Raw genomic sequence first — 14,020 nt, 5'->3', positions numbered from 1 at the left:
CCAACCCATGAGATATGGCAGTGACGGCGGCGGAGCCAATGCTTCGCCGCCGCATTGTCCTGTCTGGATATCTTGATCGAGAAGGCATCTCGCCGATGGTCGGTTTCCCGCTGCTTCTGATTCCGCTCGCGGTCTACAACATCATCGCCTTCCTGATGCCCAGCGTGTCCTTTTCGGACGTGCTGTTCAAGGTGCCGATGATCACCGGCGAGACCTGGCCGGTCACGCTCGCCGATCTCCTGCTCGCGCTCGGCGTGGTGCTGTTGCTGCTCGAGGTGGTCAAGGGCGCGCGGCCCGGCTCGAAATTCCTGATGGATCATCTGCTGTCGCTGATCATATTCGGCGCGGCCGCCGCCGAATTCGTGATGTGGCCCAAATTCGGCAACTCCACCTTTTTCCTGCTGGTGCTGCTCGCGATGGCCGATTTCCTCGGCGGCATCGCCCAGCGCACGCGCCGCCGCGTCACCTATGTCGCCGAGACGACGGTGCCCGCGCCGCGCAAGGCCAAGCGTCGGGCCGAACCGCCGGCCGATGAAGCCGCCGCCGAGCCCAAGTTCGAGCCGGTGCCGGCGCAGCAGCCAGCGCCGGTGGTCCCACCCGCGCCCTCCGCGCAGTCGGTCGCCGAATCCGTGCTGATGGATCATCCCGCGCCGAAGCCGGTGATCCCACCCTCGCCGGAAATCCCCTCGCCGCATCTGCAGCCGGGCAACGGCACGCCGTCCTCGCCCGATACGCCGCGCTGATCAGCCTCAAGCCACCTGCCGCGTGCGCGCGGTGACGCTTCCGAGCGGGCGCTTGGTGCCATAGGCCATCCGCGCGTCCTCGGACGAGGCGCGGCGGAGCCGGCTGGTCTGGGGCAGGTGCTCAGCATTGGCGATCAGCTGGGTGACGAAGCTTGAATCGGGGCGGGGCAGCGGCACCTTGTGGAGCCATTGCACAGTCGGGATCAGCGGCACCAGGGCCGTGCCCATGCTGCCTGCCGCCTCATCCGATCGATCAGTACTCAACATCGCGATCACCGTTGATCCGGCGGACATTGTCGCGTTTCGGGACGCGCGCGCCGGTGCGTGTCAGTACTCGCAAGGCCTATGCCGGACGGGCCGGTTTAGTTCCCCCTTCGCTTCACAACGTGGTTTCCAAATTGTTTATCAACTTTGCCTAGGGTCGAAGCCGAATCTGGCTCTATCCTGTGCCGGCTCAGGACTCCCCGCTGTCCCGAAATGAGGCGATTTTGACCCCCGCATTGCCGCAAGCCTCCGACATCCTGGCCGCCCTCGGCCAGGCCGTGTTCGCCTGGGACATCGCCAGCGACGCCATTGTCTGGGGCGAGCAGGTCGGTGCCGTCTTCCCCGGCATCCCCGCCGAGCGGCTCGCGACCGGCGCCGAATTCGCCAAGCTGATCGAGCCGGCGCAGTCGCTGCGGACCGCCGCGCTGGCGCAGACCTCCCCCGTGCACGGTGCCGACGGCACGCCCTACCGCGTCGAGTATGGCGTGCGCATGAGCGCCTCCGATCCCGTGGTCTGGATCGAGGAGACCGGCCGCTGGTTCGCCGGCCCCGATAGCCGGCCCACGCGCGCGATCGGCTCGGTTCGCATCAACAATGAGCGCCACGCCCGCGACGAGGAATTGTCCAAGCTGGCCCGGCTCGATCCACTGACCGGCGAACTCAACCGCGCCCATCTGATCGCGGCGCTGGCCGAGGCGATCGAGGAGACGACCCGCTTCCGCTCGACCGCTGCCTTCATGCTGGTCGGCATCGATCACCTCGCCCGCGTCAACGATGCGTTCGGCTTCGACGTCGCCGATGCCGTGATCCTCGACATCGCCAAGCGCATCCGCGCGCGCCTGCGCGGCGGCGACGTGCTCGGGCGCTTCTCCGGCAACAAGTTCGGCCTGATCCTGAAGAACTGCACCATCGACGATATGAACGTCGCCGCCGAGCGTTTCCTCGCTGGCATCCGCGACGAGGTGGTGCCGACGAAATCCGGTCCGGTCTCGGTCACCGCCTCGATCGGCGCGGTCAGCCTGCCGCGCTATGCCCGCAACACCGACGAGGCTGTGAACCGCGCCCATGAGACGCTCGACGCCGCCAAGCGCCGGCGGGCCGGCTCGTTTGCGGCGTGGCGTCCGGATGCCACGCGCGATGCGCAGCGCCGCGTCAACATCCGTGTCACCGACGAGATCGTCACGGCGCTGAACGAGCGCCGCATCAAGCTCGCCTATGAGCCGGTGGTCGCAGCCGTCTCGCGCCAGCGCGCATTCCACGAATGCCTGGTGCGGATGGACCAGGGCGACGGCCAGGTCCTGCTCGCGCCCGACATCGTGCCGGTCGCCGAGCGGCTCGGTCTCATCCGCCTGGTCGATCACCGCGTGCTCGAGCTCGTGGTCGCCGAGCTCGCGGCTGCGCCCGATGTCAGTCTCAGCCTCAATATCTCGCCCGACACCACCATGGATCCGGACTGGTGGGCGGGAATCGAGTCGCTGATGCTGGCCCATCCCGGCGTCGCCGAGCGGTTGATCGTCGAGATCACCGAGACGGTCGCGATCCAGGACATCGACGACGTCCGCGGCTTCGTCACGCGGCTGAAGAATTTCGGCAGCCGCATCGCCATCGACGATTTCGGCGCCGGCTACACCTCGTTCCGAAACCTGCGCAAGCTCGGCGTCGACATCGTCAAGATCGACGGCGCCTTCGTGCAGAACATCACGCACTCCGCCGACGACCGCGCCTTCGTGCAGACCCTGATCGACCTCGCCCGCCGCCTCGACATCAAGACCGTCGCCGAATGGGTGCAGGACGAGGAGGCGGCCAACATGCTGCGCGACTGGGGCTGCGACTACATTCAGGGCCGCCTGATCGGCCTCGCCTCAGCCGAGCGCCCGTGGAGTGTGGCGACGGAGAATGCGCTGCCTGCGGCAAGCTGAGATGCCGTAGGGTGGGTTAGCCGAAGGCGTAACCCACCACTGTTCATATCCGCAGAAACAGAAGAGGTGGATGACGCCTTCGGCTAATCCACCCGACGCCAAGCCACGTAGATCTCGTAGGGTGGGCAAAGCGAAGCGTGCCCACGACTTCTGTTGTAGTCGTGGCGAGATGGTGGGCACGGCGCAAGTGCGCCTTTGCCCACCCTACGATAGTGTGCGTGGGGCAACTCTCTTCCCGTCATTGCGAGCGCAGCTACGCCACACAAATCCCCGGGACTGCGACCTTCTGAAACAGATGCGGACTTGCGACGGCCGACGCCGGGTAGTCCGCGATCTTCGCGCGGAACTCCGGATGGGTGAATGCCGCGCGGAAATGCGCATTGGACTCCCAGACCGCGTAGTTGAGATAGGTCGGATTGTCGCCGAGCGCGCGGTGGAGCTGGGTCGAGATGAAACCCGGCTGCCGCTTCATGAAAGCGGCATCGTCCTGCCAGCTCGCCAGGAAGGTCGGTTCATCCGCGGCATCGAGCGTGAACAGGTTGACCAGCACCACGGGGCCGGCCTCGAGCGCGATCTGGCGGTCGATCGGGAAAGTCGGGTCGAGCGGACGCATATGGGGCATGGCATCACTCCGGTTAAGTTGGTATCATCATGTCAATTCGACAGTATGTGACATAGATATTTGACATGATGATGTCAAGATAGGATGATCATTGCAAATGACGAGGACCAAGCGGACCCCGGCGGGCGAGGCCCTGACCGGCTTCATTCTCGAGCTGTTCCGGGCCAACGGCCTGCTCCTGACCGCCGGTGACCGGTTGGTCGCCTCGCTCGGCCTCACCAGCGCGCGCTGGCAGATTTTGGGGGCGATCGTCGATGCCGAGCGTCCGGAGCCCGTGGCCTGGCTGGCGCGCAATCTCGGCGCCAACCGCCAGAACGTGCAGCGGATCGTCAACGATCTCGAGCGCGATGGCCTCGTTGCCTTTGAGACCAATCCGCATCACCGCCGGGCCCAGCTCGTGGTGCTCACCGACAAGGGCAGGCAGGTCTTTGACGCCGCCGGCCGCTTGCAGGCCCCTTGGGTCAACGGCCTGGCGGAAGGTCTGTCAGTGAAGGAGATCGAGACGGCTCATCGCGTGATTGGCGCTCTGCGCGATCGGCTGGAAGGAAGCGGCGAGGGGTGATTGCATCTTGCCTCTTGCGTAGATGCCGTAGGGTGGGCAAAGCGAAGCGTGCCCACCACCTCTCTCCAACTCTGGCAGATCGTGGGCACGGCGCATGCGCGCCTTTGCCCACCCTACGAAGTTTGAGCGGAGCGACGAGGGGCGCGGCGCCTCACGCCCCCTCATCCAGCGCCACCAGCTCGCGCTTCTTGCGCAGCGCGGGCAGCAGCGGCGCGATCAGCAGCACCAGCGCCAGCGTCAGGCACGCCGCCGAGATCGGCCGCTGCACAAAGGTCCAGAGATCGCCCTGCGACAGGATCAGCGACTTGCGCAGATTGTTCTCCAGCATCGGCCCGAGCACGAAGGCCAGCACCAGCGGCGCCGGCTCGTAGCCGAGCTTGCGCATGAAGTAGCCGATGATGCCGAACGCGATCATCACATAGACGTCGAACACGTTGTTGCTCGAGCAGTAGACGCCGAGGATCGTGAACAGGATGATCAGGGGGAACAGGATGTTGTAGGGCAGCTTCAGGAGCTGCACCCACATGCCGATCATCGGCAGGTTGAGGATCAGCAGCATGACGTTGCCGATATACATGCTGGCGACGATGCCCCAGAACAGGCCGGGGTTTTGCGTGATCAGCAGCGGGCCCGGTTGCAGGCCGTGGATGACGAAGGCCCCGAGCAGCAGCGCCATCACCACGTTCGGCGGAATGCCCAAGGTCATCAGCGGAATGAACGCACCGCCGGCCGCCGCGTTGTTCGCAGACTCCGGTCCCGCAACGCCCTCGATTGCGCCATGGCCGAACCGCTCCGGTGATTTCGACAGCCGCTTCTCCAGTGCATAGGACGCAAACGAGGCCACCACCGCGCCGCCGCCGGGCAGGATGCCGAGCAGGAAGCCGAGCAGCGTGCCGCGTGCCACGGGGCCCGCGCTCGCCTGCCAGTCCTCCTTGTTGGGCAGGAGCTGGGTGATCTTGGCGTTGATGATGTCGCGCTTGATCGCCTGCTCGGTGTTGAGCAGCACCTCGGCGACGCCGAACAGGCCCATGACCACGGGCACGAGGCCGATGCCGTCGATCAGCTCCATGCGGCCGAAGGTCAGGCGCGGCTGCGCCGTGATGCTGTCGAGCCCGATCAGGCCGAGCACGACGCCGATGCAGGCCATCAGCAGCGCCTTCGGCATCGAGCCCTGGGTGAGGAAGGTGAGCACGACGAGGCCGAGCACCATCAGGCTGAAATACTCGGCCGGGCCGAACGCGATGGCGATGCTGGCAAGTTTTGGGGCCACCAGCATCAGGGCGACCAGCGCGAACGTGCCGGCGATGAAGGAGCCGAAGGCGGAGATGCCGAGCGCAGGACCGGCGCGGCCCTGCTTCGCCATCTGGTGGCCGTCGATGCAGGTGACGACGGAGGCGGCCTCGCCGGGGATGTTGACCAGGATCGAGGTGGTCGAGCCGCCATACATCGAGCCGTAATAGATGCCGGCCATCATGATGATGCCGGATTCCGGCGTGCCCGACAGCGTCACGGGCAGCAGCAGCGACATCGCCGAGATCGGCCCGATCCCCGGCAGCACCCCGACCAGCGTGCCGATGAAGACGCCGATGAAGCAATAGAGCAGGTTGATCCCGGTCAGCGCGACACCGAACCCATGCGCGACATTGGCGAGCGTGTCCATGCGGTCAACCGATCCCGAACAGGCCAGAGGGCAGCTGGATCAACAGCAGGCGCTTGAGCACCCACCACATCCCTGATGGCGCCAGCACGGCGATCGGGATCGCCAGCGTCCAGCGCACCGGGTCGATCAGCCGCAGCAACAGCAGCATCAGCGGGATCGACGACAGCAAAAATCCCAGCGGCTCGAGCGCGAAGGAGAATGCGATGAGGCAGACGATGACGAGCAGCGGCTTGCTCCAGCGCACGTTCTCCCAGCGCGAGGCCAGCGTCGGCCCGCCCTCGGTGATCGCCGAGACGATGATGGAGCCCGCGAACACGCACATCAGGATGCCCGTGTAGAACAGCACATAGCCGGAGCCGGGATCGTTGATGGTGCCGAGCTTGAGCTTCAGCCCCGACCAGATCACGAAGCCGCCGAGTCCGAGCCCGATCAGCCCGCCCCAGAGCTCGGAGTTGGAGAGACGGAGTTTGACGTTGGTTGGGTCGTTCATATGAAGAACCTTTAGATCACCGTCACCCTGAGGTGGCGGAGCGCAGCGAAGCCCTCGAAGGGCGACGGTGCCCCGATCCATCCTTCGAGGCGAGCCGCAAGTGCGGCTCGCACCTCAGGATGACGCCAGCGTGCGTGGCAGCGCGATGTTACTTCTTCGCGAGCCCAAGCGTGTCGATCACCTTGCGCTCGGACTCCGTGACCTCGACGACGAACTTCTTGTAGTCCTCGGTGTTCTTGTAGTTCGGCACCATGTCATATTTGGCGAGCGTGGCGATCACCGCGGGATCCTCGACCGCCTTCTTGAAGGCGTCGTGCAGCTTGGCGACGATCTCTGGATCCATGCCCTTCGGCCCCGCGATGCCGAACGGGGAGTCATAGACCATGGGATAGCCGAGCTCCTTCAGCGTCGGCACATCAGGATAGTTCGGCGACCGCGCGCCGGTCCACACCATCAGCAGCTTCAGCTTGCCGGCGTCGACCAGCGGCCGCCAGCCCGTCGAATCCGCCTGGAGCATCGTGTGCTGTCCCAGCACGGCCGCGTTGGTCTCGGCGCCGCCCTTGAACGGCACCTGCGTGAGCTTGATGCCGGACATCGCCGCGATCTGCTCCATGCCGATATGCAGCGAGGTTCCGGTGCCCGGCGTCGCATAAGTCACCTTGCCCGGGTTGGCCTTGGCGAAGTCGACCACGTCCTTCCAGGACTTGAACTGCGATTCCGCGCTGGTGGTCACGCCGAACGTGTAGCCGGTGAGGTGGATGATATAGGTGAAGTCCTTCGCCGGATCCCATGACACCTCCTGCATCAGGGGCAGGCGGAACACGGTGATCGGAATCTGCGAGATGGTATAGCCGTCCGGCTTCGCAGCCGCGGCCATGGTCGCCGGGCCCACCGTGCCGCCGCCGCCGGCCTTGTTGTCGATCACGATCGGCTGCCCCAGCACCTTCGAGGCGCTGTCGGCGATGGCGCGCATCGAGATGTCGGTCGAGCCGCCGGCCGGCCACGGCACGATCAGCGTGACCGGCTTGGTGGGATAGTCCTGCGCACTGGCAGCGGTCGCGAGCAATGCGCCCACAACATGCATGGCGGCAAAGGCAATCGTCTTCAGCCCGTATCGCGACATCGAAACACCTCCCTCGCAGCGGTCTCGGTGGACCGCCGTTTCTCATTGTTATGACGGGATTGTCCCCGAAATCATGGGAGAAGAAAAGCGCATTGAGCGGATCGCCCGCATGGGCGTGGCAGTGCCCCCGCGCAAAACGAGACGTGCGACAATTGGTCGTTTGGAAGTGTGCCGAGACGCGGAATTTGAGGGGGCCTGAAGCCCTTACGCCACGCGCCGGACCGCGTTCAGCGTCTCGATGGTGCGGCCGACCTCGGCCGCCGGGCACGGCTTGCCGAAATAATAGCCCTGCACCGCGGTGCAGCCGCATTCGCGCACGAAGTCGAGTTGCTCCGCGGTCTCCACACCCTCTGCCGTGGTCTCGACGCCGAGAACGGAGCCGAGGCTGGCGATGGTGCGGACGATGGCAACGCTCTCCGGGCTTTCACCGAGCGTGCCGACGAAGGAGCGGTCGATCTTGATGCGATCGAACGGAAACTTGCGCAAATAGCTGAGCGAGGAATAGCCGACGCCGAAATCGTCGAGGCTGACGCGCACGCCGAGTGCGCGGAGTTGGTGCAGGATCTCGATCGTTGCCTCGCTGTCGTCGAGCAGCGCCGTCTCGGTGACCTCGAGCTCGAGCCGCTGCGGCGGCAGGCCGGCTTCCGCGAGCGCACTCGTGACCATCGTCGCCAGTCCGCGCGAGCGGAATTGCACCGGTGACAGGTTCACCGCGACGGTGACATCGGGCCAGGACGCTGCAGTGGCACAGGCCGTGCGCAGCACCCATTCGCCGATCGGAACGATCAGCCCGTTCTCCTCAGCGATCGGGATGAACTCGGCGGGCGAGACCAGGCCGCGCGAGGGATGTTTCCAGCGCAGCAGCGCCTCGAAGCCGGTGAGCTCGGTCGAATCCAGCCGCATCTGCGGCTGGAACACCAGATGGAACTGGTTGGACTCCAGCGCGCCGCGCAGATCGTGCTCCAGCGCGTGCCGGCGGCGCGCCTCTTCCTCCATCTCGGGCTCGAACAGCTGGTAGGCGCCGCGCCCCTTGGCCTTGGCCTGGTACAGCGCGAGGTCGGCGCATTTCATCAGCTCGTCGGCGTCCAAGCCGTGATCGGGCGCGATCGCGATGCCGACGGAGACGCCGACATGGATCGCCTGGCTTTCCAGTTGCGGCGGGTGGCCGATGATCTCTACCAGGCGTCGGGCGAGCTGTTCGGCCGATTGTGGCTGCGGGCCGCGCTGGAGCACGGCGAACTCGTCGCCGCCGAGCCGCGCGACCGTGTCGTGCTCGCCGACATTCTCCTTCAGGCGGGCCGCGACCCAGCGCAACAACCGGTCGCCGGCGGCATGGCCGAGACGGTCGTTGACGGTCTTGAAATTATCGAGATCGAAGCACAGCACCGCCATTGCACCGCCGGCAATCGCGACGTGGTTCAAGCCCTCGCCCATCTTCTCGCGGAACAGGGTGCGGTTTGGCAAGTCAGTCAGGGAGTCGTGCCGCGCCATATGCGCCACGCGGGCCTGGGCCTTGTGGCGCTCGGTGACGTCCTCATAGGTGACCACCCAACCGCCGTGCTCCATCCGCTTGTGATTGAGCTTGATGATGCGGCCGTCGCTCAAATGGCGGTGCAGCGTGTGCTCGCCCTCGCGCAGCCGCTCGACATAATCGGCATAGAGCTTGGCGCCGGACATGTTCGGATGAATGCCGAGCGCGCAACTGTGCTCCATGATCTCGCGCATCGAGACGCCCGGCTTCACCATGTCGGGCGCGAGACCGTACATCTCGATATAGCGTCGGTTGCAGACGATCACGCGCAGGCTCGAATCGAGCATGCACAGGCCCTGGCTCATGTTGTTCAGGGCCGCATCAAAGCGCCGATACTGCTCGCTCAGCTCCTCGACCGCGTGCTCGCGCTCGGTGATGTCTTCATAGGTGGCGACGAAGCCGCCTTCGGCCAGCGCGCAATAGCGGACCGAGATCACGGTATCGTTCGACATGCGCCGGCGCGTCGGCGAGGAATCGCGGTTCGCGATCCGCGCGCGGGCGGCTTCCAGGATCTGTTGAGGGGTGTATTCCGAGGCGAACGCGCCGTTCGCCATCGATCGCTCGATCAGCTCGCCGAGATGCGTGCCGGGCCTCGTCTCCTCCGGCGAGAGCAGGTAGATCTTGCGGTAGGTGGTGTTGCAGACGCGCAGGCGCATGTCGCTGTCGTAGAAGGCGAGTCCGTGCGCCATGTTCTCCAGCGCCGCGTCGAGAATGAAGTTCTGCCGCCGCAGCGTCTCCTCGTATTGCAGCCGTTCGGTGACGTCTTCGTGCACCGTCACCCAGCCGCCGTCGGGAAGGAAGCGGGAGACCGCCTGCACCATCCGCCCGTCGTAGCGCATCACCAGCAGGGTCTTCGCCTTCCTGGCGCGCACGTCCTCGAGCCTGGTGTCGTGGAATTCCTCCGCCGCCATGCCCGCCACGTTACCGCGCGCGAGCCAGTGCTCGATGGCCGTGCTGTGTGCGACGCCGGGTTTTACGATGTCGGGGTCGAGATTGTAGAGCTTCAGGAAGCGCTCGTTGCACAGGACGACGCGGCTGTCTGCGCCATACATGATGAGGCCGTGCGACATGTTGGCGAGCGCATGCTGGCTGCGTTCGGTCTGCACGTGCAATTCCGCCTCGAGCCGGGAAAGGCGGCTGACGTCGTCGCAGATCGTCATCCAGCCGCCGCCCGGAAGTGGCTTCAGCTCGAGGGACATGACGAGGCCGCTTGCCAGCCGCTGCTCGGTCCGGAACGGCTTGCCGCCTGCGATCTCTGCGATCCGCGCCGAATACAGCGCGTCGAGCTCAATCTCCGGGAAGTTGCCGCGGCTCGCACTGTGCGCGAGTACCTCGCGGTAGCTCGTACCGATGCGCACGATTTCGGCGGACAGGTCGAAGAGCGAGAGGTAGCGCTGGTTGACCAGCACGATCCTGTTGTCGGCATCGTAAACGCAGACGCCTTGCTCCATGCGATCGAGCGCAAGCTGGCTCAGCGCGACCAGGGCCTCCGGGCCCTGCTCGCGGCGTGCACCAAGCTCGTTGTCGCGGGTCGACGTCATGGGGTCGGCATGATCTCGGCGGGCAATAGACTTAACGCAACGTAATTCCGCTGCCGAGGGTAGCGAAGAGGCGGGAAAATTCCCTTAAGCGCAGTAGTTTACGGAGGGTGACTCGCGATGGAGAGAACTTGTTTGGTCCGCGAGCATGCTGAGGCGCTCGCAAGCCAGAGTCGGCCGAGCGCGCAACAAATTCCGCTGTCGTCCCGGCGAAGGCCGGGACCCATAACCACAGGGAGAAGTTTGGCGAAGACTAGCAGTGAACAGGTCTTCCCGCGGTACCAGCACCCTGCGCTTATCGATAGATCACGCGGTATGGGTCCCGGCCTTCGCCGGGACGACACCGTGCCTACGGCCCGTACAGCACGAGCTCCGTATCCGTGAGGTCGGCGAGCTGCGGCCGGTGCGGGCCTTTGAAATATTTGCGGCCTCGCCGTTCGGTGTAGATGCCGGCGAGACCGGGAATCGGGCCGTTGGCATCGACCGCCACCGAGATCTTGCCGAGCCGCAGCAGCAGCCGGCCGATGCGGCCGGCGCATTCGGCGTACTCGGCGGCGCTGCGGCAGTAGATCAGCTTCATCGCGGGCGGCGCGATGAAGCCGCGGCGGATGCGCACCGGTTGCAGGATGAAGGGGAACGTTCCCTTCGGAGTGCGGCAGACGATGCTGAGGCAACTGTAACGCGCATGCCGTGTCAGGAGCTCGGTCTCGTCCTGGGAAAGCCCGTCGATCGCCTTGGCGTGCTGGGAGATCACCTCGATCTTGCTCCAGCGCGGGGCGCGCGCCAGCGCCGGCACCGAGAAGAAGATGCCGCGGCAGTAATTGCGAAAACCCTGGGCCTCGATGATCGGCCAGGTCCACGGCGCCGGGCTGATGTTGAGATAGGTGACGTCCTTGTGCCGCTGCGCGACCTTGGTCAGGAACGGAGCGTAGTTGCGGTAGGCCGGATCGACATACCAGCTCGACAAATTGCACTGGATGGCGGTCTCTTCGCCGTGCTTTCGCGTCGTGTAGATCAGCAGCAGCACGCCGACGGGCTCGCCGTCGTTGTCGAGCATGTAGCCGAAGCGCGGATAGCCTTCCGGCACGGGCCGGAAGGCTTGCCGGCGCAGGCCCTGCATCCAGTATTCGCGTGAGCGGCCGACGAAGCCGCGCGTCAGCAAGTCCGCGATCTTCTCGACGTCGGACTCGGTGATCTCGCGGCAACGGACCTTGGTATGGATCACGCTCGTCTTGCCCGTGGAAATGGTCGGCCTCGTTTGGTCTATCGTTTCAGCATGATCTTTTCGGGATTATGCTCTAGCGCCAGCCTTCGCCATGAGCTTCTGCCGCGGCTTGCGGCTGCAGGCCCAGCATGCCCCGCACCTTGGCGGGCCAGGCGGAGAGATCGGTGCCGTGGGTGTGGAACATGGCGACGGCCAGGCGGTCCATGCCGAAGGCGACGCAGCCAGTGTGCGCCGGCTCGCCATTGGCGTCCTGGATGCCCCAGGTCGTGCCGAAATGCTCGCGGTGATAGTTGAAGCTCATGCAGGCGGTCGGCTGCTCCTCCGAGCGCAGCGGGATCAGAAGCTCGAACTTGAGCTGCTGCTGCTTCTGGCTCACCGCCTTCATCTGACCGACGCGGCCGAAGAAGGGATCGCTGGCATAGTCGACGCGGAAGGTCAGGCCGAGATCGGTCGCGATTTTCTGCGCGCGCACCATCCAGCGCTCGCGGAAATCGGCGACGTCGTCGGGCGTGCCGATGCAGACATATTCACGCATCCGGAACGATTGCAGCCGGTCGAGATGCTTCGACGGCTCGCGGCGGAAGCAGTCGGCGGCAACGTCGAAGCGCAGGCCGCCCTTCGGCAACTGGCCGCGGCTCGCCGCGATCGGATAGACGGGATAGCAGGCCGCCGGCGACAGCACGAGGTCGGCGGGCGACAGTGACGTGGTCCAGTCGCCGCCGGCATCGAACCGGCTCACCGCCGCGTTGATCTCGCGCTCGGTGCCGTGTAGGCCGCAGACGCAGCCGAGCAGGTTCGGGAAGCTCTTGAGATAGCCGGATTTCTCCAGCTGCGCTCGGCTCATCACCGGCGGGAAGCGCAAGGCTTCGGTGCCGGCCTCGCGATGGCCAGTGATCAGCGCCGCGAGCTTCTCGACAATGCCCTCATAGAGCGCGGTGCGGGCGTAGACGCCGTCCGAGCCCATGCGGTGGAACAGCTTGTCGGCGAGATGATCGAGCGGATCGACGATTTGCGGCGCGGTTTCAGGCGAATTGGGGAGGACGGCAATATTCATGGGTCGATGTCCTGCTATCTCGAAATTGTTCTTGTTGATCTGGTCGGGAAGGCACGTCAGTCATGAAGGCTCGATGGCACGCCGCTCATCAGCGTCGAGGTCGCGGCGTTGGCCAGAATGCGGTCGTTGTTGATCATGATCGGCGACGACAGCACGTCGCGAAGGTGACGGCCCATGGTGAACTCGCCGTCGTTGCGGTAGCCGGACAGGCCCGCGGTGCGCATCGCATGCATCACGGTTTCGACCGCGAGCTCGGAGGCCTGCACCTTCAACAGCGTGATCGAGGACTGGAAATCGAGCGAGCCGAGCGCGCGTTCGTCATGCTCGGCGCGGGAAAAGGTGTCGATGTTGGCCGAAATTAGCGCGCGCAGTTTTGCGAGCGACATCTTTGCGGCGGTGAAATGCGCGGCCGCCGGCGGCATCTGGCCGCCGGACGCGCGGGCCGCCTTGCGGATGAAGGCCTGCGCGCGCGTCACCGCGGCTGCCGCAATGCCGGCCCAGGCCGACGCCCAGCACAGATGCGCAAAGGGCGTCATGGTCTGGGCGTGGATCTTGTCATAGGCTTCAGGGAAGACACGGTCGGCGGGACAATCGACCTTCAGCTCGAAACCGGTCGAGCAGGTGCCGCGCATGCCGAGTGTTTCCCACCCTTGCGTCTGCTTCAGCGAATAATCGTCCTTGGCGAGCGCCAGCAGGACTTGGTCGGAGGCGGCGGCCTCGGTGGCGCGGCGGGCGATGGTGACGAGGCCGTCGGCCTCGGCCCCGTAGGAGATCACGGTGGCGTCGCGCACCAGCGAGACGGTGTCGCCGGCGTGGTCGACGGCGGCGGCGCTGGCGCGGATGTTGCCGCCGTTCTGGCCTTCGGTAGTGGAGGAGGCGAGCAGCCACTGGTCACGCGCGACCCGGCGCATCATGGTTTCCATCCAGGGGATGCCGTGGCCGTGCCTGACGACGCAGGCGACCTTGGTCGTGTGCATCGCGTAGATCATTGCGGTCGAGGCGCAGGAACGCCCGAGCGTGTAGCAAACGTCGGTGACGTCATGGATCGAGGCGCCGTAGCCGCCGAACTCGACCGGGATCATGACGCCGAGCAGCTTCTGCTCGCGCGCGACGTCGAAGGCTTTATGCGGGAAGCGGGCATCGCGATCGACGCCGTCTGCATCGGCCGCGGCCGCCGCGGCGGTCCGGGCGGCGCGCTCGATCAGGGAGGGACCCTGCTCGAGGAAGCTAGCTTCCGTTTCGTCGACAGTGAGAACAGCTTCACGCACGTTCATACTCGTCCGCCTCCG

At 65.5% G+C, this 14,020-nt stretch carries 12 protein-coding genes; 3 read left to right on the top strand and 9 right to left on the bottom strand.

What is annotated here, in order from left to right; translation table 11 throughout:
* Window positions 1-95: 95 nt before the first annotated feature.
* Complete coding sequence (locus tag IQ16_RS00710) at window positions 96-743, top strand: hypothetical protein (RefSeq protein ID WP_026312197.1); 648 nt, start codon at window positions 96-98, stop codon at window positions 741-743.
* 6 nt (window positions 744-749) lie between these two features.
* On the opposite strand, the gene IQ16_RS00705 is transcribed toward IQ16_RS00710, so the two are convergent.
* Window positions 750-1,010 (bottom strand): hypothetical protein, encoded by a 261-nt coding sequence (locus IQ16_RS00705; protein ID WP_026312198.1) that lies wholly within the window; start codon window positions 1,008-1,010, stop codon window positions 750-752.
* Between the two features lie 221 nt (window positions 1,011-1,231).
* Between IQ16_RS00705 and IQ16_RS00700 the strand changes: the two genes are divergently transcribed.
* The gene (locus IQ16_RS00700) at window positions 1,232-2,926 is read left to right on the top strand and encodes a bifunctional diguanylate cyclase/phosphodiesterase (protein WP_026312199.1); all 1,695 of its coding nucleotides are present in this window, start codon (window positions 1,232-1,234) and stop codon (window positions 2,924-2,926) included.
* Window positions 2,927-3,179: 253 nt separating this feature from the next.
* On the opposite strand, the gene IQ16_RS00695 is transcribed toward IQ16_RS00700, so the two are convergent.
* Window positions 3,180-3,548: an antibiotic biosynthesis monooxygenase family protein gene (locus tag IQ16_RS00695; protein WP_018644371.1), complete on the bottom strand. Its 369-nt coding sequence runs from the start codon at window positions 3,546-3,548 to the stop codon at window positions 3,180-3,182.
* Window positions 3,549-3,645: 97 nt separating this feature from the next.
* On the opposite strand from IQ16_RS00695, the gene IQ16_RS00690 reads away from it, so the two are divergent.
* The gene (locus tag IQ16_RS00690; RefSeq protein WP_018644372.1) at window positions 3,646-4,110 is read left to right on the top strand and encodes a MarR family winged helix-turn-helix transcriptional regulator; all 465 of its coding nucleotides are present in this window, start codon (window positions 3,646-3,648) and stop codon (window positions 4,108-4,110) included.
* Window positions 4,111-4,261: 151 nt separating this feature from the next.
* Here IQ16_RS00690 and IQ16_RS00685 read toward each other — a convergent pair whose 3' ends face one another.
* The 7 genes from IQ16_RS00685 to IQ16_RS00655 all read right to left on the bottom strand — a co-directional run bounded on the left by IQ16_RS00685 (window position 4,262) and on the right by IQ16_RS00655 (window position 14,005).
* Entirely contained in the window at window positions 4,262-5,770 is a 1,509-nt protein-coding gene (locus IQ16_RS00685; RefSeq protein ID WP_018644373.1) for a tripartite tricarboxylate transporter permease, read from the bottom strand.
* A gap of 4 nt (window positions 5,771-5,774) precedes the next feature.
* Entirely contained in the window at window positions 5,775-6,260 is a 486-nt protein-coding gene (locus IQ16_RS00680) for a tripartite tricarboxylate transporter TctB family protein (protein WP_026312200.1), read from the bottom strand.
* A 148-nt stretch (window positions 6,261-6,408) separates the two neighbouring features.
* Window positions 6,409-7,383 carry a Bug family tripartite tricarboxylate transporter substrate binding protein gene (locus IQ16_RS00675; RefSeq protein ID WP_018644375.1) on the bottom strand — a complete coding sequence of 325 codons (975 nt, stop codon included), beginning with the start codon at window positions 7,381-7,383 and terminating at the stop codon, window positions 6,409-6,411.
* A gap of 204 nt (window positions 7,384-7,587) precedes the next feature.
* The gene (locus IQ16_RS00670; protein ID WP_018644376.1) at window positions 7,588-10,455 is read right to left on the bottom strand and encodes a PAS-domain containing protein; all 2,868 of its coding nucleotides are present in this window, start codon (window positions 10,453-10,455) and stop codon (window positions 7,588-7,590) included.
* 346 nt (window positions 10,456-10,801) lie between these two features.
* Window positions 10,802-11,677 (bottom strand): acyl-CoA N-acyltransferase, encoded by an 876-nt coding sequence (locus tag IQ16_RS00665; RefSeq protein WP_018644377.1) that lies wholly within the window; start codon window positions 11,675-11,677, stop codon window positions 10,802-10,804.
* A gap of 73 nt (window positions 11,678-11,750) precedes the next feature.
* Window positions 11,751-12,731: an amino acid--[acyl-carrier-protein] ligase gene (locus tag IQ16_RS00660; RefSeq protein WP_018644378.1), complete on the bottom strand. Its 981-nt coding sequence runs from the start codon at window positions 12,729-12,731 to the stop codon at window positions 11,751-11,753.
* Between the two features lie 56 nt (window positions 12,732-12,787).
* Complete coding sequence (locus IQ16_RS00655; protein ID WP_018644379.1) at window positions 12,788-14,005, bottom strand: acyl-CoA dehydrogenase family protein; 1,218 nt, start codon at window positions 14,003-14,005, stop codon at window positions 12,788-12,790.
* Between the last annotated feature and the right edge of the window lie 15 nt (window positions 14,006-14,020).

It is taken from the genome of Bradyrhizobium huanghuaihaiense (assembly GCF_007830635.1).
GTDB lineage: Bacteria > Pseudomonadota > Alphaproteobacteria > Rhizobiales > Xanthobacteraceae > Bradyrhizobium > Bradyrhizobium huanghuaihaiense.
The sequence above is the reverse complement of the archived record's forward strand: the minus strand, read 5'-3'. Positions and strand labels throughout refer to the sequence as shown.